Annotated in this window: 14 protein-coding genes; 9 read left to right on the forward strand and 5 right to left on the reverse strand. The window is 60.1% G+C overall.

Annotation, left to right across the window (positions count from 1 at the left end):
* Positions 1-234: 234 nt before the first annotated feature.
* Positions 235-1,041 carry an ion transporter gene (locus WKF55_01840; GenBank protein ID MEJ7758312.1) on the reverse strand — a complete coding sequence of 269 codons (807 nt, stop codon included), beginning with the start codon at positions 1,039-1,041 and terminating at the stop codon, positions 235-237.
* Complete coding sequence (locus WKF55_01845) at positions 1,038-2,495, reverse strand: DUF2254 domain-containing protein (GenBank protein ID MEJ7758313.1); 1,458 nt, start codon at positions 2,493-2,495, stop codon at positions 1,038-1,040. The genes WKF55_01840 and WKF55_01845 overlap by 4 nt, the downstream gene beginning before the upstream one ends.
* Positions 2,496-2,749: 254 nt before the next feature.
* Between WKF55_01845 and nhaA the strand changes: the two genes are divergently transcribed.
* Both nhaA and WKF55_01855 read left to right on the forward strand, forming a co-directional pair.
* Complete coding sequence (nhaA, locus tag WKF55_01850; protein ID MEJ7758314.1) at positions 2,750-4,228, forward strand: Na+/H+ antiporter NhaA; 1,479 nt, start codon at positions 2,750-2,752, stop codon at positions 4,226-4,228.
* A gap of 326 nt (positions 4,229-4,554) precedes the next feature.
* On the forward strand, positions 4,555-6,708 hold the full coding sequence (locus WKF55_01855) for a PAS domain-containing protein (GenBank protein MEJ7758315.1): 2,154 nt from the start codon (positions 4,555-4,557) through the stop codon (positions 6,706-6,708).
* An 11-nt stretch (positions 6,709-6,719) separates the two neighbouring features.
* Here the strand turns inward: WKF55_01855 and WKF55_01860 are convergent, their stop codons facing one another.
* Positions 6,720-8,195 (reverse strand): amidohydrolase family protein, encoded by a 1,476-nt coding sequence (locus tag WKF55_01860; protein ID MEJ7758316.1) that lies wholly within the window; start codon positions 8,193-8,195, stop codon positions 6,720-6,722.
* Between the two features lie 121 nt (positions 8,196-8,316).
* On the opposite strand from WKF55_01860, the gene WKF55_01865 reads away from it, so the two are divergent.
* Positions 8,317-9,396, forward strand: a complete 1,080-nt coding sequence (locus tag WKF55_01865) for an ATP-dependent 6-phosphofructokinase (GenBank protein MEJ7758317.1) — start codon at positions 8,317-8,319, stop codon at positions 9,394-9,396.
* A 142-nt stretch (positions 9,397-9,538) separates the two neighbouring features.
* Positions 9,539-10,180 (forward strand): PRC-barrel domain-containing protein, encoded by a 642-nt coding sequence (locus WKF55_01870; GenBank protein MEJ7758318.1) that lies wholly within the window; start codon positions 9,539-9,541, stop codon positions 10,178-10,180.
* Positions 10,181-10,202: 22 nt separating this feature from the next.
* Here WKF55_01870 and WKF55_01875 read toward each other — a convergent pair whose 3' ends face one another.
* On the reverse strand, positions 10,203-11,279 hold the full coding sequence (locus WKF55_01875) for a methylated-DNA--[protein]-cysteine S-methyltransferase (protein ID MEJ7758319.1): 1,077 nt from the start codon (positions 11,277-11,279) through the stop codon (positions 10,203-10,205).
* 100 nt (positions 11,280-11,379) lie between these two features.
* Here WKF55_01875 and WKF55_01880 point away from each other — a divergent pair, with 100 nt between their 5' ends.
* The 5 genes from WKF55_01880 (at position 11,380) to WKF55_01900 (ending at position 22,011) form a co-directional block, all read left to right on the forward strand.
* Positions 11,380-11,571, forward strand: a complete 192-nt coding sequence (locus WKF55_01880) for a hypothetical protein (protein ID MEJ7758320.1) — start codon at positions 11,380-11,382, stop codon at positions 11,569-11,571.
* Between the two features lie 2 nt (positions 11,572-11,573).
* Positions 11,574-12,443 (forward strand): hypothetical protein, encoded by an 870-nt coding sequence (locus tag WKF55_01885; GenBank protein MEJ7758321.1) that lies wholly within the window; start codon positions 11,574-11,576, stop codon positions 12,441-12,443.
* A gap of 62 nt (positions 12,444-12,505) precedes the next feature.
* On the forward strand, positions 12,506-12,709 hold the full coding sequence (locus tag WKF55_01890) for a hypothetical protein (GenBank protein ID MEJ7758322.1): 204 nt from the start codon (positions 12,506-12,508) through the stop codon (positions 12,707-12,709).
* Between the two features lie 109 nt (positions 12,710-12,818).
* Complete coding sequence (locus WKF55_01895; GenBank protein MEJ7758323.1) at positions 12,819-13,508, forward strand: OmpA family protein; 690 nt, start codon at positions 12,819-12,821, stop codon at positions 13,506-13,508.
* A 313-nt stretch (positions 13,509-13,821) separates the two neighbouring features.
* Positions 13,822-22,011 (forward strand): glucoamylase family protein, encoded by an 8,190-nt coding sequence (locus WKF55_01900; protein MEJ7758324.1) that lies wholly within the window; start codon positions 13,822-13,824, stop codon positions 22,009-22,011.
* On the opposite strand, the gene WKF55_01905 is transcribed toward WKF55_01900, so the two are convergent.
* Entirely contained in the window at positions 21,962-23,491 is a 1,530-nt protein-coding gene (locus WKF55_01905) for an FAD-dependent oxidoreductase (GenBank protein ID MEJ7758325.1), read from the reverse strand. The two genes, WKF55_01900 and WKF55_01905, sit on opposite strands and share 50 nt — an antisense overlap.
* Positions 23,492-23,712 lie beyond the last annotated feature (221 nt).

Raw genomic sequence — 23,712 nt, forward strand, 5'->3', positions numbered from 1 at the left:
GTAGAGCAGCGGACTGAAAATCCGCGTGTCGGGGGTTCAATTCCCTCCCTGGCCACTGTGTGGGACAATACTTAGGCAGGCAAGGCGCAGCTGGTCGCGCGACCTCGCTCGGGAGTATGTGCGGGAGTCAGCTGCGATAGGCCGCGCCTTTCGCCTCGTCCTAGATCAGAAGTGCATTGGTACCGTGCATCGTCGTAAACGCGGAGAGATCGGAGATCGCCACCGGCAGGCGCATCAGGACTGCTGCCCGCCACCATCAATCCGAAGCCTCTGCACGTCCGCGCGCAAGCCAGCAATCTCGATCCGCAATGCCTCGAGGGTTGCCTGTCCGGCGATCTCGGCATCGTCGCGTCCGGCGTCGGTGCCGATGAAGAACGAGGCAAGTGCGGCGGTGACGTAACCGAACACCGCAAACGCATAGAGGCCGAGGAGAAGGCAGAGGATCCGCCCGGCCCCTGTCCGAGGCCAGTAGTCGGTCCCCATCGTCGTCATGATGGTCCCTGTCCACCATAGGGCGGTCGCGAAATCCGGGAGCGCCTGACCATCCGGAAGCTCCCGCTCGAAAGCGTACAGGCCCGCGGCACCGAGCAGTGTCACGATCAGCGTCAGCGTGACGATGTACCCGAGACCGCGTCGGCTCATGGTGCGCGCGAGTGCGTGCATGGTTCGGTTGAGGGAACCGATGACCCGGATAAGCCGGAGGCCCCGGGCCGCCGGCGCGAATCGTACGACTCTGGCCACGCGCGCAATCCGGAGCACACGAAGCGCGGGAACCAGCAGTGAGAGCGCCGTAAGCCAGTTCTGTCGCAGGTATTGCATCCTGTCTGGCGCGAGCCCGAACCGAAGCGCGAAGTCGAGAATGAACATAATCCAGATGGCCGTGGACAGCAGCGAGAGCATGGACGACAGGCCGCGGGTGAGCTCGAGCACCAGGAGGGCGAGCCAGAGCAGGCCGAGCAGCTGCATCGGCCGTTCGAGCCACGATTCGAGGCCTGCGAGCACTTCCCATCGCTCCCTCCGATCCTCGGTATTCAGCGTCATGTGATCTCCCCGGATCGCTTCGTGCCGGTCGGCGCGACCCCGGTCAGCGCCGAGCTGTTTCGGGAGCGCTGATTGTCCACGCCGTGCGGCGTCCGAGCGTCCGCGAGGAGCAGTGCCTGATGCGCCGCCGCGATACGGGTGGCGAGCGAGGTTTTGTCTTCCTCCGACTGAACACTCTGGCGAATCGCCGTGTTGAGATGCTCGAGGTGCCGCGCGAGATGACGCCGGCGAGCCGGCGCGCTCGCATGGAGTGCGGTGATGGCGATGGCGTCGATGAGGCCTCCGAGGACCGTGACATTACCGCCCGCGTTCCGTCGCACATCATCGAGGGCGAGTCCCAGCAGATCGGCGAATGTGGGGTCGCTCGTGATAACCGCGTGGGCCGCCCCGATCGGCGCGAGGCTCGTCGACGCCGCTGCAGGAGCGACCTGCCGGCGAGCGAGCCGGACGAGGAGAGCGGAGAGATGATCGACGCAAGTGACCGCCGTCGTGGTGTCGTTGATGCCGGGAGAGAGTGCCCTGAGCGCAATGTCGACGATCTGGAGGATTCCGAATGCCGGGTCCTGTTCGACGGTGCGATAATTGTCGATCCTGAAGAAATCATTGATCAGCTCGGTCAGACACTCATGGCTGTCGCCGTCCTCCGGATCTCTGTTCCCGGCAGGCACACGGGCCACGGTAACGAGCGGGTGGTTCTCGATGGCGAAGGTACCGACGGACCGCTCCACGCGGATGATCATCGCGCGCGACAGCGCGCATGTGGCGAGGCCGTCGACGTCGACACTCTGGACGTACCCTGTTCTCAACGCGGGAACGGGACGCCAGTCGTCGTTCGCGATCCGCACGCCGGCACCGCCGGGAACGGGATCGTCCTCGCCGTGCGCGAGCTCGACGGGGAACACGGTGTCGATCGCCATCTCGGTCGTGCGGCGCACGCGTGCGAGGATCGTCGACGCCTGGAGTCCGCTCGCCGTGTGGTGAATGAAGAAGACAAGGACCCCGACGCCGACGAGCGCCAGCAGGAATCCGCCGAGCACGGCGATCGGTGGCACGAATGCGCCCTCGTCGCCGCCCCGGATGGTCCTCAGGACGACGAGGCAATACGCGAAGATGCCGACGAATGTACCAAGGACGACCTGACTGCTTCGATCTCCCATGAACGTGCGGAGAACGCGCGGGGTGTACTGCGAAGACGCCTGGGCGAGGGCGGCGATCGTGAGGGAAAACGCGACGCCGGCGACCGTGATGATAGATCCCGCAATGGTCGAGAGCATGCCCCGAGCGCCGTCTGCGCCCGCGCCGAAGAGCCGCGGCATCCGAGCCACCGTCGCGACATCGACATGCACGGAAAGCTCGATGAGGACGACCGCGAGGGCGACCGATCCGGCGACCATCGCACTCGGTATGAACCAGAGACTGCCCAGGAGAGTCAACCACAGCTGACGCGCTTTCATGTGAGGCGGTCGCGAACGTGCATTGTCAAGTGTATCTCTGTCGAGGGGAGTTCCCTCAACGGGCAGTTCGTGTGCCTGGCAGTGACGGCGTGAGCCGACTCGACCATTCCCGGATGGCGGACAGGCTCCCGGTATGCGACAATGCAGGGAACCCGCTGGCGGCACGCGAATGGTGCAGCCCGAGCCCACAGACAAGCGCACCCGTCCGGACCTCGCATGGCCCATCCGACGGATCATCGCGGAACCCCGATCTCATGAGCACCTCGACTGCATCTTCCGCGGCACCTCCACTGGCCGAGCGAGTGTTGCGGCCCTTCCAGCAGTTCGCCAAAACGGAATCGTCAGGGGGCATCGTCCTCATGGTGTGTACGGCGCTGGCGCTCGCATGGGCCAACTCGCCGTGGTCCGAGAGCTATTTCCACCTGTGGGAGCAACCGCTCACGATCGGCACGAAGGGGTTCGGGCTCACCGAGACCCTACATCGCTGGATCAATGACGGCCTCATGGCGGTGTTCTTCTTCCTCGTCGGGCTCGAGATCAAGCGCGAGATGCTCGTTGGCGAACTGGCGACGGTGCGGAAGGCGGCACTGCCGATTGCCGGTGCGATCGGCGGAATGATCGTGCCGGCTGCCCTTTATATGGTGTTCAATCGGGGCGGTCCCGGCGCATCCGGGTGGGCAATTCCGATGGCGACGGACATAGCGTTTGCGCTCGGGGTGCTCGCGCTGCTCGGCTCACGGGTGCCCGCCTCGCTCAAGGTCTTCCTCGCCGCACTGGCTATCGCCGACGACATCGGAGCCGTGCTCGTCATCGCCTTCTTCTATACGAGCGATCTCTCGCTGACCAGCCTGGGGGTTGCCGCGGGTGTGCTGGCGCTTCTCTTTGCGTGCGGCTCGGCCGGCGTTCGCCGGCCCGGAGTGTACGCGGTTCTCGGCGTCATATTGTGGATCGCGATGCTTAAGTCGGGCATCCACGCGACTGTCGCTGGCGTGCTCCTCGCGATGACCATCCCGGCGCGGACGCGCATCGACGAGGACGAGTTCGTGCGTAGCGCACGGGCGAGTCTCCGTGATTTCGAGCAGGCGTGCGGTCCGGGGACGACGGTACTGTCGAATCACGACCAGCAGGAGGCGATCCATGCACTGGAGACCGCGTGCGAGGAGGTACAGGCGCCACTGCTGAAGGTGGAGCACAAGCTGCACAGTCTCGTCGCGTACGGAATCATGCCGCTGTTCGCGTTCGCCAACGCGGGAATACGTGTCGGTGCCGAGCTGGTGGCCGCTCTCTCTCTCTCTCCCGGTTCTTTTCGGGGTGCTCGTGGGACTTGTCGTTGGCAAGCCGCTCGGTATCACGCTGCTCTCCTGGGCCTCGGTGCGTGCGGGGCTCGCCGAAGCGCCAGCAGCGGCGAGTTGGCGAGCGCTGCACGGGGTGAGCTGGCTCGGCGGCATCGGCTTCACAATGTCGCTGTTCATCGCCACGCTCGCGTTCGGGAGGGGGCCGCTCCTCGAGTCAGCGAAGGTGGGTATCCTGGGCGCTTCGGTGATAGCCGGCGTCGCGGGATGGGTGTTGCTTCGTGGCGGCGCGCGTCAGGATCAGGAAAGTGTGGCCATGTAGACTGCGTCTGCCGCGAGTGCGGAGGAGCCGCAAATGGAACCCGATGCCTGAGGAAGAGGAGCAAGCAGGTCGAGGACAGGGAGGAAGTAAGAAGGCAAGGAGCGCTGTCCTCCCACTAGTAACCGCTCAGTGAGATTGCTGCGTTTGAAACAAGATGCGGATCACATCGGATGTGTTTACTCGGCCCGATGGACATGGACTATCTGTCTCGAAGCAACTTGCCCACTCCGGGCGAGAAAGTTGCAACGCTCCTGCTGGCGCCCATTCCGAATCAAGATCAAACATGCGATCGCGTGATATTCCAATCCTGAGACATTCCAGACTGCTGTCCACCGAGCGTTTATGTCCCTGACGGGTTCGGGGTTTTTCTCCGGGATGTTCGTGATACTGACACACCCGTCGCTGGCGGTTTCCCTGGCTGCATCGCACGTGACAATTTCCTGTGATGCCTCGATTACCTGACGGGTGTCTTCGGGACCTCGAGTCGCTGCTCAAGCTCGTCGGGCAGCAGGCGCCCGGCGTACCCTCAATTCTGCTGGCAGAGGGTGAACGGTTATGGCATGGTGTCGCTTCAGCGCTTCCTGATGATTTGCTGGGCGCGATCGACGGTCTTATGGTGGCTGAAGGGGCGGGGTCGTGTGGAACTGCTGCACATCGCCGTGAACCCGTCATCACTGCCGACATCGCCACTGATCCTCTCTGGACTGACCTCCGTGAGCTTGCTCGCGCACACAGGCTGGCGGCATGCTGGTCGATGCCGATCTTGGGGACGAAGACTCAGGTGCTTGGAACATTCGCAACGTACCTTGACCAGCCGCGGCGCCCGAGCGACGACGAGATGCAGCGGATCGAGATCGCCGCGAATCTTGCGGGCGCTATCATCGAGCGATCGCTTGCCACCCAGGCATTGGACCTCGAGCAGACGCGATTGTCCGACATCTTCCGGCAGGCGCCTGCATTCATGGCTGTACTTCGCGGGCCGGATTTGGTGTTCGAGCTGGCGAATACTGCCTTTTACCAGCTCGTGGGCGATCGTGAGGTGATCGGCAAGTCGCTCAGGGAGGCGTTTCCGGAGTTGCGCGGGCAGGGATTCGAAGAGCTGCTTGTTGAAGTACTCGAGACGGGCGTTCCATTCGTCGGTCGTGAAGTGCCGGCAATGCTCGTCCGCTCACCCGGCGCGTCCCCCGAAGAGCGGTTCGTCGATTTTGTCTACGTGCCCATTGTCGATGCCGACGGATCCCGTTCGGGGGTCGTGACCCACGGCACAGACGTAACCGACCATGTGTTGGCCCGCCGCGATGTGGAACGAGTTCTCGCAGAGAGTGAAAAGATTCGCGGAGAACTTGCGACTGCAAACAACCAGCTCGAGGAACAGCAGGTCGAGCTTGAACTCGCCAACCAGCAGCTCCAGGACAACGCGGCGGAGCTCGAGTCCCAGACAGAGGAGTTACAGGCAACCGCCGCACAGCTCGAGGAACGCACCGAAGAGGCTGACCGCGCTCGCGTGGCTGTTACGGCACGCGAGCATGAAATTCGGACGCTGGCCGATGCCATACCGACTCTCGCATGGACTGCACGGCCGGACGGTTTTATCGACTGGTATAACGCGAGATGGTACGAGTATACGGGAACGACGCCCGACCAGATGGCGGGGTGGGGATGGCAGTCCGTGCATGATCCCGACTTACTGCCAGGGGTGCTGGAGCAATGGCGTAAAGCCATCGATAGTGGGGCATCCACGGAAATGACGTTCCCGCTGCGTGGCAACGACGGACAATTCCGTCGTTTTCTGACGCGTATCACGCCGTTAAAAGACGGGGATGGGCGGGTGATGCGCTGGTTCGGGACGAACACCGATGTCGAAGCAGAGCGTACGGCAAGGGAGGCGGCCGAGCGGGCCAATCAGGCAAAGACCGATTTCCTGGCGACGATGAGTCATGAGCTGCGCACGCCGCTGAACGCGATTGGCGGGTATGCGGAACTGCTCGATCTTGGCATCCATGGCCCCGTGACCGGACCGCAGAGAGAGGCGATCAGCCGGATTCAGCGCAGTCAGCGCCACCTTCTCGGTCTGATCAACGATGTCCTCAACTTCGCGAAGCTTGCGGCGGGACACATCGAGTATCACATCACCGATGTTCCGGTGCAGGACGCATTCGATGCCATCGAACCACTGGTTGCACCGCAGCTCAGCGCGAAATCACTGCGGTTTATAAGGGGTTCGTGCGCGAGCGGTGAAGCAGCTTCGATGACGGTCCGCGCCGATTCGGACAAGTTGCAGCAAATCCTCGTCAACCTTCTTTCCAACGCGATCAAATTCACGCTTCCCGGCGGCTCGGTGAGACTTTACTGTGGACACGAAGGTGACACGGTTCTGATCTCTGTCCAGGACACCGGCATTGGCATCCCCAGTGATCGCGTCGACCAGGTTTTCGCTCCCTTCGTGCAGGTCGACCGTCGTCTGAATGCGCCGCACGAGGGCACGGGGCTGGGGCTGTCGATCAGCCGTGATCTGGCACGGGGGATGGCCGGGGATCTGACGGTGAAGAGCGAAGTGGATGTCGGCAGCACATTTACGCTGGCATTGCCACGTGCCTGACAGACGGATGCCTACTGTCGATATTTCGCGGCCAGCGCTTCGAGCTCCTTGTCAATCTCGCTACGCGAAATCCACCGACCCTTCACCATCACACCGGCGCGGTCAGCCAGGTTTTTCACGTTCACAAGCGGGTTGGAGTTGAGCAGTACGAGATCCGCTCTGCTACCCGGGGTGACGGTGCCGAAGTTTCCATCCAGCTTCAGGTCCTGTGCGACGTAGCGTCCAACGTTCCTCGATCCTGACTCGAGCACCTGCGCCGGGGTAAGGCCGGACTCGATCGCTACCTGTAGTTCTCGATGAAGTGCGAAGCCGGGAACGTTGAACATCTGTGGTGAGTCGGTTCCCATGAGAAGCAGCGCACCCTCGTCAGCGAGGGCTTTGAGCATTTTCCGGCGCAGACGAATGTGAAGCGCGGCATCAGCCGGGGCGACGCCGTTCCGCTCGTTTGCGATTCCACGTTGATTCTTCTGACTGATCCAGCTCGCTACCCACTGTTTCGGAGCGTATTTCATCTCCTCGCGCCGGGCCCATTCCTCGGAGGAGCCAGGGGCCCAGAAACTCTCCCACAGGAACATCGTCGGCACGTTCCACGTACCGCTCTGCCTCGTTTGCCGCGCGAGCTGTCGGATTCGTTCATCTGTCACCGAGCGCCAGACCGCAGGCAGATTCACTGTACTGCCCGGGGTCATCATCAGCCGCTTCATGTCGTCGGACGCGGCGGCTTCGATATAACCATCCAGGTGGTCGATTGTGGATTGCTTCGTATTGAGGATGTGTTCGACTCCAATCTGCGCGGAAACGTGGCCACCCCAGGTAATGCCGACTTGCCGGGCGACAGTCACTATAGAATCGTAAGCCTGACGGTTGAGGCCCGGATGAATTTTGAGTAAATCATACCCGGCGAGCTTGTGAGCGCGGACAAGTCTGGCGGCGACTGCGCCTGTGGGCGCACTCTGGCCGTTTAGAGAGGGTGCGGCGACGAACATCGTCGGACCAAGGACTTCACCGCGAGCCATTCTGTCGCGAAGAACGAGCTGGTTCGGCGCGCCGAGCATTGCGCGGATTGTGGTGATGCCATTGGCGACGTAAAGGAACATGATGTCGCGGTTGAGGCTCTCAGCGTTCGCGGACTGCGGGCCCTGCACATGGGCGTGCATCTCGGCGAGCCCCGGCATCAGAAATTTCCCGCGTCCATCGATGTGGAGCGCGTCTTTCGGGATGGCGGCGCGGCGTGACGATCCGACGGAAATGATACGTCCGTCGCGTACGATCACCGTCTGATCGGGAACCGCGCCCGGTCGATTCATGGGAAGTACCGTCACATTCAAAAATGCGATCGCCCGGGACGCGATAGCGGCCGGTCGCGAGGAACTTTCTGCCGGCGGGCGCCCATCGGCATCACGCAACGCGGGCGCCAGGAGTGCCACCACCGCTGTCAAAGCGGTCAGCGAGAATATCCGGAACCGCGTCAACTGTCTATTGGTCATGCGGAAAATCTATCTGAGGAACGCGGTGGATGAATCAGGTTGTCCCGGCAGCTTGTCAGCGTGAATCAGTCAGAAGTCCATAACGCTCTGCGACTTATCCCGGCCGCAGTAGATTGCGATAATGCGAATCGGCCTTCTCACCGGCGGTGGAGATGCACCCGGTCTCAACGCGGTCATTCGTGCCGCTGTGTTATCGGCCGACTATCGGGGCTGGGACGTCGTAGGCATCAGACATGGCTTTACCGGGCTCCTGGGCGCATGCGATCTGATGCCGCTGACGCGTGCGAAGGTGAGCGGAATCGCTCACCTGGGTGGGACGATTCTGAGGACGACAAACCGGGGGAATCCTCTCTGCTTTCCAGTGCGCAATGCAGATGGAAGCACGACCGAGACGGATTGCTCGCTGGAAGTAATGGAGAACGCGCGCCAGCATGGCATCGATGCAATCATCGCCATCGGCGGAGATGGAACACTCGCGATCGCGCTGGCATTGGTCGATCAGGGATTGAAGGTCGTCGGGGTACCGAAGACGATCGACAATGATGTCAGCGGTACGATAACGACCTTCGGGTTCGATACGGCGGTGAATACGGCAATCGACGCGCTCGACAAGCTGCACACTACGGCAGAAAGCCACGATCGGGTGATAGTGATGGAAGTCATGGGGCGGGACGCTGGCTTCATTGCGCTTCATGCTGGTGTTGCTGCGACCGCGGACGTGATTCTGATTCCCGAGATTCCGTACGATATCGACAGAGTTTGCGAGAAGATCATGGCGCGGGACAGCGCCGGCCAGAATTTTTCCATTGTCGTAGCGGCTGAGGGTGCGCTCCCGAAACACTCTGGCCATGAAACGGCGGAGGGCTCTGGCGCTTCAAGGACGATCCGGGCCGGAAGCGTTGCCGAGCGCCTTGTAGGGGAGATTTATGCGGGGACGGGGAAGGAATGCCGGTCGCTGGTGTTGGGCCATCTCCAGCGGGGCGGAATGCCAACCGGATACGACCGTCTCCTGGCTGCACGATTCGGCGCAGCGACGGTTACAGCTATAGAGAACGAGGCCTGGGGTCAGATGGTAGCACTCCAATCGCCGCACATCGTGACCGTTCCGATCCGCGAGGTAATCAGGGATCAGAAGCGGGTCGATCTCACTCACGACGTGGTGTTGGCCGCAAGGAGCACCGGGATAAGCCTTGGCGATTAGGCTGGTGAATGATTTTGTCTGTTTTCTGACGTCGGCAACGGAGGAGACGGCAAGGGTTCGCTTCATGCAATGAATCCGGCAGCAGCGATTCGTTGCGACTGAGGGAACTACACGCAATCCACACTTGAAGGAGGATCAACGGATGGACAGAGATATTTCTTCTACCGGCGACCGGTTCGGTCGGCTGGTTCGGCTCGAGGAAATCAAGGACTTCGATATCGCGAAAGGCAGCCGGGATATTCGCGGCTGGAACGTCAAGACTCCAGACGGACGAAATATCGGAAAAGTTGACGAGCTGATTGTGGATGCCGAGGCGAAGCGTGTCCGTTATATGGATGTGAAGATCGACCGTAAAGCACTGGGGGTCGACGACGATCGGCATATACTTGTGCCGATTGGTGCGGCGGAACTGAGCGAAACCGGTAATGACGTACTGCTTGACCGGTTGCCTGCTCGAGGACTGGCCAACGCCCCGGCCTATTCGCGGGCTCCGATCACGTCGGAGTATGAAGCATCAGTTCGCGACTATTACAACGCTGCAGGCACCGATAGCGGCGCCAGTTATCAGGGCGACGAGATGTACGATGACAAGCGGCTTCGACACGATCACGCGCGCGAAGCCTCCGGCGATCTGGGCTCGATAACGCCGAAGTTCGGCGACAATGAGGTCACCCTGCCACTGACGGACGACCAGGAAGTCATCATTCGGCGGCCGGGTTCCGACCAGGAGATGGTGATCAGGAAGAGCACGGCGCCAGACAGCGGAACTACAAAAGACCGCTAGCCACCCAGAACCTGCTGCCGGATCAGGTTTCCAGGACTGGTTCGGCTTCCAGGTGTTTTTTCTCCAGATCGAGAAGAAATTTCTTTCTCCACAGCCCTCCGCCGTAGCCGCAGAGTTCGCCGTTCTGGCGGACGACGCGATGACATGGAATGATGATAGCGAGGCGGTTGTCGCCATTCGCCTTGCCGACGGCCCGTTGCGCTCCCGGCCTTCCCATCGCCCGGGCCTGCTGCTCGTAGCTGATGGTTTCCCCGTAAGGAATCAGCAGCAATTGCTTCCACGCGGCGACCTGAAACTCGGTCCCTGGCAGCACGAGTGGAACGTCAAAGGTCTTGATACCGCCGGTAAAATAAATATCTAACTCTTTCTGCAATCGCTCGGTGTGACGATTAGCCCCCGGCACGATCGGCTGTCCGAACCATTTCCTGAGACGCGTGATCTGCGTTTCGATCATCCTGCGGTCGGCGAATTCGAGCAGGCAGACCCCTTCCTCCGTTGCGCCGGCCAGCACGGGCCCGAGGGGCGTCAGGAAACGCGATACGACGATCGGGCGAATATCATTGCCTTGGTTGGGAGGGGCGTCGAACGCGCGCGTAAATGCGTCATGGAAACCGCTCGCCGACTCAAAGCCGTGTGTGTATCCGACACCCTCCCATTTTTCTCCCTGCCGTATCTGGCCGAGTGCAACTCCGAGGCGCCGTGCCCGCTGGTATGCCTGGAAAGTGAGGCCGTGGTGCTGGAGGAACCAGCGCCTGACGCGAGCCGGATCGAACTCCGCCGCACTCAGATCGGCGTCTCGCCACCGACGTGCCGGATCAGCATCAACGCGGACGAGGAGATCCTTTAGCCAGGAAGGTGCGGCGCCAGCGGGATCCAGAGGACGGCACCGCATGCAGGGCCGGTAGCCCGCCACGACAGCCTCTCGAACCGTGGCATAGTATTCGACGTTCTCTCTCAGGGGCTTCTTCGCGGAACAGGTGGGCCGACAGAATATTCCTGTCGTTCTGATGGCCGCGAAGAATACACCGTCGAAAGTGCTGTCGCGTTCGGCCAGCGCACGATACATCTTGTTAGCTGAAGGCAGTGAGGTGTTTGTCATGAACGGCAATCTAGAATCGTTGGCCGACAGCTTCCACCGAAAACTGGACAGGTAATTCCAACTGTATGGCGACGTTGCAGCAATGAACCCGGGAGCTACGATGGACGACGAACTAAAGAAGAGATGGGAGAGTCTTGAAGCGGAGCTCAGAGCAGCCATGGCCAAGCTCGCCGAAGCGATTGAAAAGGCCAGAGACGAGATGCCTGCGGCCGCCAAGGCGATAAATGACGAGTACCTGCGCGTGCAGGAAAAGCTCGACAGGGCTGTCGACAAAATGAAAATGCGAAAGTAGAAATGCGATGGGCGTTGGCGGCAGCCGGGTGGCTGGTGAGCGGTACTTTCGCATTGCAGGCCAGTGCGCAGTGCCGGCCGCCGAAGGACAGCAATGAAGCGCGGCTTCTTGCGTTTTACTCGGTACCCATTTCCTTCTCGCCGGCGGGAGCGCCGGAGCACCTGGCTCCGTGGACGATCCGCATCGGGGGTGAGGCCGGACCAGTCCCTGATCCCGACGCCGAGATTCTACAGACTGGCGCCTGCTTCAGTCAGAAGAGCGAGAACACGGGGCTATCGCCGGTATTCGGGCGACCCCGGCTGACAGTCGGGTTGCCCGCGAGTTTTGCCCTCGAAGTCAGCTATCTGCCGCCGATCAGGATCAACGCTGCGGAGCCGAATCTCGTAAGCGGAGCGCTATCCTGGATTCACCGTATACGCATGCAAACGACGAGCGACGGAACAGACGTCATGCTGAGGCTGCACGGAACTACCGGACGGGTGAGAGGCCCAATCACATGTCCAGCAGCCGGGTTGCAGACCATCAATCCAACTCAACCATGTTTTGGAACCACACAGTCAGTCGACACGTTTGAGCCAACGATGATGGGCGCAGAGGGTGTCGTGGGCACCGCTGCATACGATGGAAGGCTCGGCTTGTATGTTGGCGGGGGCGCCAATTTTCTGCGCCCCAGGTTCCGCGTGGGTTTCACCGATGGGCTTGGCAGCGTCGATAATACCGAGATTGAAACTGACCTCACACGGGCTGTCGTGTTCGCCGGTTTGACCGCGCAGGTATCTCGCACGCTCGATCTGTCGGCCCAGGTTTATTCGGTGCCCAAGGACGCGACGACACTTCGGGTTGGCGCCGGTTACAGGATCAGTCTCAGGTAGGTACCGCGTTACGGCACGATTTCTGTAAGTGCATCTCTCTGATCCTCAACTGAGAGAAGCCGATGAAGCCGACCCACGTAAACAAGAATGACGCAATCGTCACCGACCAAAAGCTCCGTCATAACGACGATGGCATTTATGCGCAGGAGAAGCAGGAATTCCAGGGCTCCGAGAAAAAGAAGCAGCGCGAGGCAGAATCGGTAGCCGAAGAAAGTTCCATCGAGGAAGCGCCGTCTGCGGACAACAGCAAGCGCGACGAAAAATAATCGGCAGCGAGGGAACATCGATTCCCAGATATGCTACAACTGGGTGGATCCATTACCGGATCGCACTGACGAATCGACTCAATCAACAGGAATTAACGAGGTGCATACTATGAAGTTCTTAATGAATGGCCGACGGACTCTCGTCGCGACTCTGGCGCTCGGCTCAATCGGTCTTTCCGCCTGCGCCAGTCTGAATAACAAGGAACGGGGCGCTGTCATTGGCGCCGGCACCGGTGCCGCTGTTGGCGGCGTGATCGGCAACAACACCGGAGGTTCCACAGCCAGGGGCGCAATCATTGGCGCGGTACTGGGAGGTGTGGCCGGTGCGGTCATCGGCAACCAGATGGATCAGCAGGCGAAGGAGATCGACCAGTCTGTCACCGGAGCCGAGGTAGAGCGCGTAGGTGAGGGAATCGAAGTGACGTTCAACTCCGGGCTGCTGTTCGACTTCGACTCCGATGTTATCCGACCGGCTGCGGCGGAGAACCTTCGCGAGCTGGCGAGAAACCTGACCAAGTACGGCAATTCGAGCCTGCTCATCGTGGGTCACACCGATAGCCAGGGTGATGATTCGTACAATCAGAGCCTGTCGTACCGCCGTGCGAATGCAGCGTCCGCGTACCTTCAGGCGCAGGGTGTGCCGCGCTCCAGGATCAATACCAACGGACGAGGCGAGCTTGAGCCGGAAGCTTCGAATGCCAGCGAGTCAGGGCGACAGAGAAACCGTCGTGTGGAAGTGGCGATATATGCAAGCGAGGCGTACCGCGAGCAGGTAAGACGGGATTCAGCCCGCAACTAGTCTGCTGTAGCTGTTACAATCCATCACAGTTCCCCGTCAGGTCTGCCTGACGGGGAACTGTTTGTTATGGCGGGTGTGTCTGTGGATCATTCGTGGTGCAACGATCGTTGAGATGTATATCGACGATCGAATCCTGGTGGACCGAGGCGCAGGACTCGCAATCAGCGATATGTTTCGCGGCATGTCTCTGGCATTCTGATTAATCGTGGCAATCTCGATACCCCCAAAACCCCCGTCAAACAGGCTCCTGCACCTGTTCCGCCGCAAGCGCCCTGGGTCCGACAGATCGCTGGTAGGTCCGATCCAGGGGGAGATGTTCGGTGCAGACCGTCTGGCGAAGCATTCGCGGAATATCGCCCGCAAGCACAGGCTACTTCCTCCACGCAAACAACGCGGGCACGGTCCGCTACTCGAGAGACTGGATGACACACGGCGAGTACTGAGCCGGGTGCACGACCGCCTGAGTGATGCGGCAGAGCGTGGTGTCGACATAAGCCCGGCGGGCGAATGGCTGCTCGACAACGCGTACATCGTGCAGGAGCATGTTCGGGAGATACGCACGAATCTTCCAGGCGGCTACTACCAGGAGCTTCCGAAGCTGGCCAACGGCACTCTGGCCGACTACCCGCGGGTGTATGATGTCGCAATCGAGCTGATTGCGCACACCGAGGGTCATTTGTCGCTCGAGAACATCACTCTCTTCGTGCAAGAGTACCAGAAGGTGACTGCCCTGAAGATGGGCGAATTGTGGGCGATCCCGACGATGCTTCGGCTCGGACTCGTCGAGAACATCCGCCGGATGTCCCTCCGCGTGTCCGCCCGGCTGGACGAAGTCGAGCTTGCGGACCGATGGGCGAAACGGCTGATGCTCGCCAATGACGAATCACCTGCCGCCCTTACCCGTGAACTGGATTCGTTTATCGATGAGCATCCGGCGTTCACGCCGATTTTCGTGACTCGCTTTCTGCATCAGATTCGCGGTTACCAGGTCAATTTCACCCCTCTTATCTGGCTGGAGCAGTGGATCGCCGAGGACGGTCCGAGCGCCGAGGTGGCAGTTACGAGGTCGAACCGGATGACTGCCATGACGCAGGTGACGGTGGCCAACTGCATTACGAGCCTACGCACTATCGCGCGTCTTGACTGGAAGGATTTTGTAGAGTCGCAGAGCGTGACTGAAAAGATTCTCCGGAAGGACGTGACGGGTTGTTATCCCACAATGCTGTTCGGAACGCGCGATCACTACCGGCATGTGGTCGAACACATTGCAAAGCAGACGAAAAAAGAAGAGGAAGAAGTAGCACGCGCCGCTCTCGCGCTTTCGATTTCGTCAGAGAACAAAGGCGACGTTCGGCGTTCTCATATCGGCTACTATCTGATCGACGAGGGACGGTTCGATCTGGAGCGCGAAACCGGATATACGCCGCCTCTGAAAGAATCGATATACCGCTGGACTCAGCGTCACCCGACGTTTCTTTATTTCGGCGGCATTGCGACGGCAACGCTGATGCTGATATCGCTCGTGTTCTCGGTGATAGAACCGGAGACGATAGGGTTGAGGATTGCGGTGTTCCTTCTCGCGCTCGTACCCGCAAACGAGATCGGTATCGGGATTGTCAACCAGCTCGTCACGCTGCTGCTGCCGCCGCACATTCTGCCCAAAATGGAGTTCCGCGAGGACGGGATTCCCGACGCCAACCGGACTGCGGTCGTGGTTCCCACGCTATTCGGAAGCGTCAAGGCGGTCACAGAGGCACTGGAGCATATCGAAGTTCAGTATCTCGCCAACCGCGACCCGAATCTGTTTTTCGCCATCCTCAGTGATTTAACGGACTCGCCAACAGAGACGCGGGAATCCGACGCTGAAATTCTGCAGTCGGCGACGAGCGGAATTGCCGAACTCAATGAGAAATACAGTCGCGACGAGAGCGATGTGTTCTATCTGTTCCATCGCCGCCGTCTCTGGAACGAGCAACAGGGCGTGTGGATGGGGTGGGAACGGAAGCGCGGCAAGCTCGGACAGTTCAACCGTTATCTGCGAGGGCATGCGGAAGATGCGTTCGCAACAGTCACGGGAGATCCGACAATGCTGCGAAGCGTGAAGTTCGTCATCACGCTCGACTCGGATACGGTATTGCCCCGGGACGCTGCACAGATGCTGGTGGGAGCAATAGCTCATCCCCTGAACACCCCGGAGTATGATCCGCAGCTGGGTCGCATTGTGCGCGGCTATGGGATTTTCCAGCCCCGGGTCGGCGTGTCGCTCACGAGCGCGCATGCATCACACTTCGCGGCGATCCATTCGGGACATCCCGGCGTGGATCCTTATACAACCGCAGTGTCGGACGTGTACCAGGATCTGTTCTCCGAGGGAAGCTTTACCGGAAAAGGTATTTATGACGTGGATGCGTTCGAACAGGCGACGCACGGACGGTTCCCCGAGAACACGCTGCTAAGTCACGATCTGATCGAAGGCGCGTACTCGAGAGCGGCGCTCGCTACCGACATCGAGGTATATGATGACTACCCGGCGCGGTACCTGACATACACGCGCCGCAAGCACCGGTGGATCAGAGGCGACTGGCAGCTGCTTGGCTGGCTGACGGGCACCGTACCGGGGCCGGAGGGACCCACGAAAAACCGCCTGTCGGCGATCTCGCGCTGGAAGATCTTCGATAATCTCCGGCGAAGTGTCGTTGAGCTCTCACTGCTGGTTTTGCTTTTTGCCGGCTGGTTCGTGCTGCCTGGCCCGGCAATACGGTGGACGATGCTGGTGCTCGGCGCGATTCTGTTTCCCTGGGTTTTCTCCCTGTTCCTGGCGCTGTTGCGGCCGCCCACGGATCAGTCGTGGGCGGCGTATTACACGGCTGTTGGCCGGGACGCCAGCGTCAGCGCGCAGCAGTTCGTCCTCGCCGCAACATTTCTGCCACATCAGGCGGTAGTCAGTGCAGACGCAATTGTCCGCACCCTTATTCGCCTTGGCATTACAAAGAAAAAGTTTCTTGAATGGCAGACCGCGTCGCAGGTCGAGCGGTCGATGGCAAGCGGATCGCGGATAGAAGTATGGCGGAGAATGTCTCCAGTCACGGCGCTTGCACTGATCATTGGCATAGCTGTCGTAACGGTATCCGGTACATCGTTCGATGCCGGCTCACGTGACAGCGTTATTCTGCTGGCAGCGACGGTGCCGCTTCTGCTGCTGTGGTTCATTTCGCCCGCTGTCGCCCACTCGCTGAGTGCACCAGCAACTCCGAGCGAGCTCCGACTATCGGGCACGGAGCGGCAATCTGCGCTTCGCTACGCGAAGCTGCATTGGCAGTACTTCGAACAGTTCGTGACTGAAGAAACGCAGTGGCTCGCGCCCGACAATTTTCAGGAAGAACCGGAGCCGATAGTTGCAGCCCGGACGTCGCCGACGAATATCGGTCTCCAGATGATGTCCATCGTTTCAGCTCACGACCTGGGATTGATTCAGCTGGACGACATGATCGAACGTCTGGAGAAAGTGTTTCGCTCGCTCGAACGAATGCGACGGCATCGGGGTCATTTCTTCAATTGGTACGATCTTCGTGACCTGCATGTTCTGGAGCCGGCCTATATCTCGACAGTCGACAGCGGGAACCTCGCTGGACATCTGATCGCCCTGAAACAGGCTTGCCTGCAGAAAGGCAGGGCGGCCGAGTGTACGAAAGCTGATGTTGCGCGGCTGCAGGCAATTGCAGAACGCGCGCGGGCGTACGCATTGGAAATGGATTTCAAGTTTCTCTTCGATGACAAGCGGAAGCTTTTCTCGATAGGCTATCGACAAGCCGCAAATGCTTTCGACAACTCGTATTACGACCTGCTCGCATCAGAGTCGCGGCTGGCATCGTTTATGGCGATCGCCAAGGACGACGTTCCTGTCGACCACTGGTTCAGGCTGGGACGCACGCTGACCACGGTGGCAGGCACCAGGACGCTCATCTCCTGGAGCGGAAGCATGTTCGAGTATCTGATGCCGGCCCTGGTGATGCGCACCTTTCCCTCGACTCTTCTGAGCCAGACGCATCATGGCGCAGTAAAACGGCATATCGCATATGGTGCGGAGCGGGGCGTGCCGTGGGGAATTTCGGAATCTGCATACAACATCCGGGACAGGGCATCCACGTATCAATATCGCGCCTTCGGTGTTCCGGATATTGCGCTCAAACGCGGATTGAGCCGGGACCTCGTGATCGCGCCCTACGCCACCGCGCTTGCGTTGCTCGTCGAGCCTCATCAGGCGATGCGGAACATGGCGATGCTCGAGGCGGAAGGCGCACTCGGTCCATACGGATTCCGCGACGCGATTGACTACACGAGGCCGCTGCCCGGTTCGCGCAAGGCTGTCGTAGGTGCGTATATGGCGCATCATGTGGGCATGAGCATGGTGGCGTTCACCAATGCCCTGTGTCGCAATGTGTGGCAGCAGCGGTTTCACTCAGACCCAATAGTGAGGTCAGCGGAGCTCATACTCCAGGAGAGGATCCCGAGGCGGCTCGTCGTGCAGGACGTGCAGCAGCAGGACGACACAGTGAACGTCCCGAGCGAGACGGAGAAGCCGGCTGTTCGCGAGCTCGACACTGCAAACACGCCTCAGCCCCGAATCGCGATTCTGGGCAACGTGCCGTATACGACGATCGTAACCAATTCCGGAAGTGGCGTAAGCAGGTACGGCAATATCGCCGTCAACCGCTGGCGCAACGACGGCACGCGGGACGATTTCGGTCAATGGTGTTACGTGAAGGACATGACCACCGGCAATGTGTGGTCGGCAGGACATCAGCCGGTCTGCGCAACCGCGCAGTGGTACCGGGTGTTTTTCGCAAGTGATCGTGTGACGTTTCATCGCCGCGACGGAGATATCGAAACCCAGATGGAGATCGCGGTAGCATCGGGTGACGCGGCGGAAGTTCGCAGAATAACGGTCTTCAACCGCTCCAGCATACCGCACGAAATCGAACTCACTAGCTATTTCGAGGTCGTAATCGCTCCACCAGATTCAGATCGCGCGCATCCGGCATTCGGAAATCTGTTCGTGCAGACGGAATGGCTCGGTGCAAGTTCCGCGATTCTGGCGATGCGAAGACCGCGTTCGGCGGTGGACAAAGCAGCATGGTGCGGGCATGTGCTGGCAGTCGGTGCGGGGAGCGCGGGCAGCGTGAGCTGTGAGACCGATCGTGCTCAGTTCATCGGCCGGGGACGTTCTGCGCGCGATCCGATCGCTCTCGACGTAAACGGCGATCTCTCCGGAACAGTGGGCGCCGTGCTCGATCCGGTGCTTGCCCTGAGGACACGCCTGACGATTCCCGCAGGCCGGTCAGCGGAAGCTACGTTCACCACGTTCATGGCGGAGGATCGCGAGCAGGCGGTGCAACTCGCCGACCTTTATCACGATACGTACAGTGCGCGCCGTGCACTCGATCTCTCGTGGGCGCAGGCACAGGCAGAATTGCGTGAACTCGGAATATCGCCCGCGGACGCAGCGCTTTATCAGGAACTGGCAGGCCATCTGCTGTTCACTCATCCCGGCTTCAAGGGTCTTGCGGAAAAATGTGAGGACAACACCCTCGGACAGCAGGAATTATGGGCACTCGGGATTTCAGGCGACTGGCCAATATTGCTTGCGACCCTGGAGTCGGCCGACGGCTTGCCGAGCGTTCGCCAGTTGCTGCGGGTGCATCATTACTGGCGTCTCAAGGGATTGATGTGCGACCTCGTCATTCTCAACGAGCATCCGCCGACATATCTGCAGGAACTCAGTGACGCTCTGCTGATGACGGTGATGGCATCGAGCGAATCGGGACTACTGGACCGGCCGGGCGGCGTTTTTCTCCGAAGGGCAGATGTGCTGAAGCCAGAGGATATTCAGCTGCTGAACGCGGTCGCTCGCATCCAGGTGGATTGTGACGGTCTGGGACTTGGCAATTTTCTGGAGTTTCCGAATGTCGAGGACAAATACGAGAAGGACGAGGGAAGATCGGCTGACGGTGTCGATTCATCGGTAGCATCCCTCAATGGCGACAACGCGCATTCATTACCGCAGACAGATGCATCCGGACTTCAGCACTTCAACGGCCTCGGCGGTTTCAACGATAATCACGAATACGAAATCCGGTTGAATGGAGAGGAGCTCCCGCCGGCACCGTGGGTCAATGTGATCGGCAACCCGGCCGGCGGCTTCGTCGTCAGTGAGACTGGCGCCGGCGTGACATGGGCCGAGAACAGCTACTTCTTCAGACTGACACCTTGGCAGAACGATCCGGTGAGCGACCCGTCGGGCGAGTGTATCTACCTGAGGGATGACGACACCGGGTTCATCTGGACCGCAACGCCCGAGCCGGTGAGGACGCGTGCGTCCTACACCGTAAAGCATGGGGCTGGATACTCGGTTTTCAGCCAGGAGCAGAACGGCGTGGAGACATCGCTGCGGATGGGGATGCCCGAAGCTGATCCGGTGAAAATTCAGGTTCTTACTCTGCGAAATTCCGGATCGACGAAAAAAAGCCTGACGATCACCAGCTACGTGGAGTGGGTTCTGGGCGTGGATCGGGAGAAGACCCGGGAGCACATTCGCACCGGCATGGACAGGGCGACTGAGACGATGTTCGCGCGCAATTACTTCGATGCGCAGTTCGCTGGGCGCGTCGTGTTCTCGGCGATAAGTGAACCACTGTCGGGCTTCACTGCCGCCCGCAGAGAGTTCATCGGCCGCAATCGCTCGCTTGGCGATCCTGCTGGACTGAGGAGCGGTGATCTCAGTGGTGATGTCGGCGATACCGTCGATCCATGCGCGGTACTTCAGACCACGATCGACCTTCAGCCCGGCGAGACGCGACAGGTTACCGTACTGCTCGGCGCAGGGAGCGGGAGCGAAGATGCGCTTGCCCTCGTGTCGAGGTACAGGTCGCCGGAAGCGGCAAATGCCGCGCTTGATCACGCGGCACGCGTCTGGCGCGCGCGGCTCGGTACGATATCGATCAGGACCCCTGAGCCCACTTTCGACCTGATAGTGAATCAGTGGGCTCTTTATCAGGGATTATCATGCAGGATGTGGGCGAGGTCTGCGCTATATCAATCAAGTGGCGCTTTCGGATTCCGCGACCAGTTGCAGGATGTGATGGCGTTTGCGTACACCGAGCCACAGCTTGCCCGGGGCCACATCATTCGCTGCGCGTCGAGGCAATTCGAGGAAGGGGACGTTCAGCACTGGTGGCACCCGCACAGTGGGCGCGGTGTTCGGACGAGATTTTCCGACGATCTCATCTGGCTGCCGTACGTCGTGAATCATTACCTGAGCCTGTCCGGTGATCGGACAGTGCTTGACGAAGACGTGCCATACCTCACGATGCGACAGCTCAATGCCGACGAGCACGAGCTTTACGATCTGCCGCAGATGTCGGAGATGGTCGAGCCCGTTTATGACCACTGCGTGCGGGCACTTAGGAAAGCTTCCACGGCTGGCGCGCATGGACTGCCGCTAATAGGCAGCGGCGACTGGAATGATGGAATGAATCGCGTGGGTATCGAAGGGAAAGGCGAGAGTGTGTGGCTTGCCTGGTTCCTGATAGTAACGCTCAGGAAATTTGCTGAGCACGCGACAACCCGTGGCGACCACGCAGTGAACGAGGAGTTTACACGGAAAGCAGACGAGTACCAGAAAGCGGCTGAGAGCGCTGGATGGGATGGTGCGTGGTACCGTCGAGCGTACTACGACGACGGTACGCCGATGGGGTCGAACACGAGTGACGATTGCAAGATCGACTCAATTGCCCAGACATGGAGCATTATCTCGCGCGCCGGCGATCCGGAACACTGCCGCGCGGCGATGCGGTCGCTCAATGAGCATCTGGTGCGGGAGGATGCGCGGCTTATCATGCTCCTCACGCCTGCGTTCGATAAGTCAAAGCACGATCCCGGCTACATACAGGGATATCTGCCAGGTGTACGCGAAAATGGCGCGCAATACACCCATGCGGCGCTCTGGGCGGTACTGGCAACGGCGCTGCAGGGGGATGGCGACCGGGCGATGGAGTTGTACCAGATGATCAACCCGGTAACGCATGCGCTGACGCCGGAGGGTGTCGCGAATTACAAGGTAGAGCCTTACGTGGTTGCGGCCGATGTGTACACTGCGGAGGGGCATCTGGGGCGTGGGGGCTGGACCTGGTATACCGGGTCAGCGAGCTGGCTTTACCGGGTTGGCCTGGAAGCGATACTCGGTTTCACCAAGCGGGGCGAAACCCTGGAAATGGATCCCTGTATTCCTTCCACCTGGAAGGAGTTCGCGCTCGAGTATCGCCATGCCGACAGCACTTACGCCATCACCGTGAAAAATCCGTCTGGCGTCCAGCGAGGCGTGATCTCAACGACGATCGACGGAGAAATTGTCACCGGTCCGATCCCGCTCGCTGCTGGGGGCCGGCGTCACGAGGTCATTGTGACGCTGGGGACTCCTCCATCTCAACCTCGGGAAGCGGCGTAATCGCGGGGCCATTCACGACTTGGCCATAGGGATCGAAACGTGAGCCATGACACGGACAGTCCCACGTCCGTTCTGCCGTATTCCAGTCCACAATACAGTACAGATGGGTACAAACCGCCGACCGTTCATGGATGTCGCCCTTGTCGTCCCGAAATACCGCAATCTTTTTGCGGCCACGTTTTACCACCGCGCCGGTTCCCGGAGCAATGTCGTCGTACGATTCCACGTCTCCCGGAGTCATCCAATCCCTGTACTGTCCGGCAACGTTGAGATTTTCCCTGAGGAATTCGGCTGTGGCGCGCAGGGTCACCCGTGACGGGTCGTAGAGCTTGGACCACGGGTTCTTGCGTCCCATGATCAAGTCCGTCAGCAGAATGCCGGCGATCGTCCCGTGGGTGATGCCGTTTCCCGAGTCGCCAGTGGCGATATAGATGTGTTCGTCGGTGCCGGGATTCTTTCCAATGAATCCCATATAATCCACCGGCTGCATACACTGTCCTGACCACCGGAATTCGACACTTTTTATCATCGGGAAGCGCTCGCGAGCCCAGTCCTCGAGGCACTTGAAGCGCTCTTCGGCGTCGTCTTCCTGGCCGGTCTTGTGGTCTTCGCCACCAACAATGAGGATTTCGTCAGCGCTTCGCGGATCGAGCGCGGCATCCACCTTGTGGAGCCGGATGTAGTGATATGGGTCGGGCGTATCCCAGTACAATCCATGGGGAACGGAACCGCGTGGGACGTGCGCGCCAATGACAAAAGTTCTGTAGGCAGACTGCTTGGTGTGGAGAATGACCCAGTCGTTGACCGGAGTATTGGTAGCGACGACGATGTTGTCGGCGATTATCACGTGACCGTCGCTGGTGGTGACCCTCGCCGGTTCACCGTCCTCGATTTTCTCGGCGTGGGTGAAGTTGAAAATCTGCCCGCCATCCCGGACGATGGCGCGGGCAAGCCCGTTGAGATACTTGAGTGGATGGAACTGTGCCTGGCGGGGAAAGCGTAAAGCCGGACCGGTATCCCAGAAATCGAGAGGCGCCCGTTCGAGGAGCTCGACCGTTGCAAGCCCGGCGCAATGAGCGGCCTCGAGCTCACGCTCCAGAATTTTTTTCTTCTCATCGCGACCGAGGAAGAGATATCCGTCGAGTCGCTCGAAATCGCAGTCGATGTCTTCGAGTGAAGCAATCGATTCAATACGGTCGATGGCGGCGGTATGACTCTCGGCTGCGATACGCGCACCGGCCTCGCCGTGGAGCTTCTCAATCTCGTAATAACGGTCGTCGAGTGCGGCAGTTATGTGGGCGGTAGTACGTCCGGTCTCGCCACCGCCAATCTGACCGTCATCGATGACGATAACGGCACGGCCGGCGCGGGCAAGCAGATATGCCGTCGTCATGCCGGAAATGCCGGCGCCGACGATGCAGACGTTGGTGCGCATGTCGGCGGCGACACGAGGATACTCCTGAACGTCTGTCGTATCCATCCAGACAGATGTTGTATGACCGGAATCGCTTCGCATTAATGGTGAGATCAGGGGTTGGAGGCCGGTGCCGGTAGTGGGGCACAGCGTGTGCCAATGATAGTCTGCCGGGGATACTGCCAACCGCGAACGGCCAACGGCTACCGGATAAAACGATCAAACAGGGGGAACGAAATCGGGTGACGGATAACAGGCAACAGGCATCCCGTGTATGTTGTGAGTCA

The organism is Gemmatimonadaceae bacterium (assembly GCA_037721215.1).
GTDB lineage: Bacteria > Gemmatimonadota > Gemmatimonadetes > Gemmatimonadales > Gemmatimonadaceae > UBA4720.

Bases quoted from the DNA above. Each gene is read 5' to 3' on its own strand.
- WKF55_01865 (MEJ7758317.1), top strand. From the start codon at position 8,317: ATGCGAATCGGCCTTCTCACCGGCGGTGGAGATGCACCCGGTCTCAAC.
- WKF55_01890 (MEJ7758322.1), top strand. From the start codon at position 12,506: ATGAAGCCGACCCACGTAAACAAGAATGACGCAATCGTCACCGACCAA.
- WKF55_01845 (MEJ7758313.1), bottom strand. From the start codon at position 2,495: ATGAAAGCGCGTCAGCTGTGGTTGACTCTCCTGGGCAGTCTCTGGTTC.
- WKF55_01895 (MEJ7758323.1), top strand. From the start codon at position 12,819: ATGAAGTTCTTAATGAATGGCCGACGGACTCTCGTCGCGACTCTGGCG.
- WKF55_01885 (MEJ7758321.1), top strand. From the start codon at position 11,574: ATGCGATGGGCGTTGGCGGCAGCCGGGTGGCTGGTGAGCGGTACTTTC.
- WKF55_01900 (MEJ7758324.1), top strand. From the start codon at position 13,822: ATGTTCGGTGCAGACCGTCTGGCGAAGCATTCGCGGAATATCGCCCGC.
- nhaA (MEJ7758314.1), top strand. From the start codon at position 2,750: ATGAGCACCTCGACTGCATCTTCCGCGGCACCTCCACTGGCCGAGCGA.
- WKF55_01875 (MEJ7758319.1), bottom strand. From the start codon at position 11,279: ATGACAAACACCTCACTGCCTTCAGCTAACAAGATGTATCGTGCGCTG.
- WKF55_01880 (MEJ7758320.1), top strand. From the start codon at position 11,380: ATGGACGACGAACTAAAGAAGAGATGGGAGAGTCTTGAAGCGGAGCTC.
- WKF55_01855 (MEJ7758315.1), top strand. From the start codon at position 4,555: ATGCCTCGATTACCTGACGGGTGTCTTCGGGACCTCGAGTCGCTGCTC.
- WKF55_01840 (MEJ7758312.1), bottom strand. From the start codon at position 1,041: ATGACGCTGAATACCGAGGATCGGAGGGAGCGATGGGAAGTGCTCGCA.
- WKF55_01905 (MEJ7758325.1), bottom strand. From the start codon at position 23,491: ATGGATACGACAGACGTTCAGGAGTATCCTCGTGTCGCCGCCGACATG.
- WKF55_01870 (MEJ7758318.1), top strand. From the start codon at position 9,539: ATGGACAGAGATATTTCTTCTACCGGCGACCGGTTCGGTCGGCTGGTT.
- WKF55_01860 (MEJ7758316.1), bottom strand. From the start codon at position 8,195: ATGACCAATAGACAGTTGACGCGGTTCCGGATATTCTCGCTGACCGCT.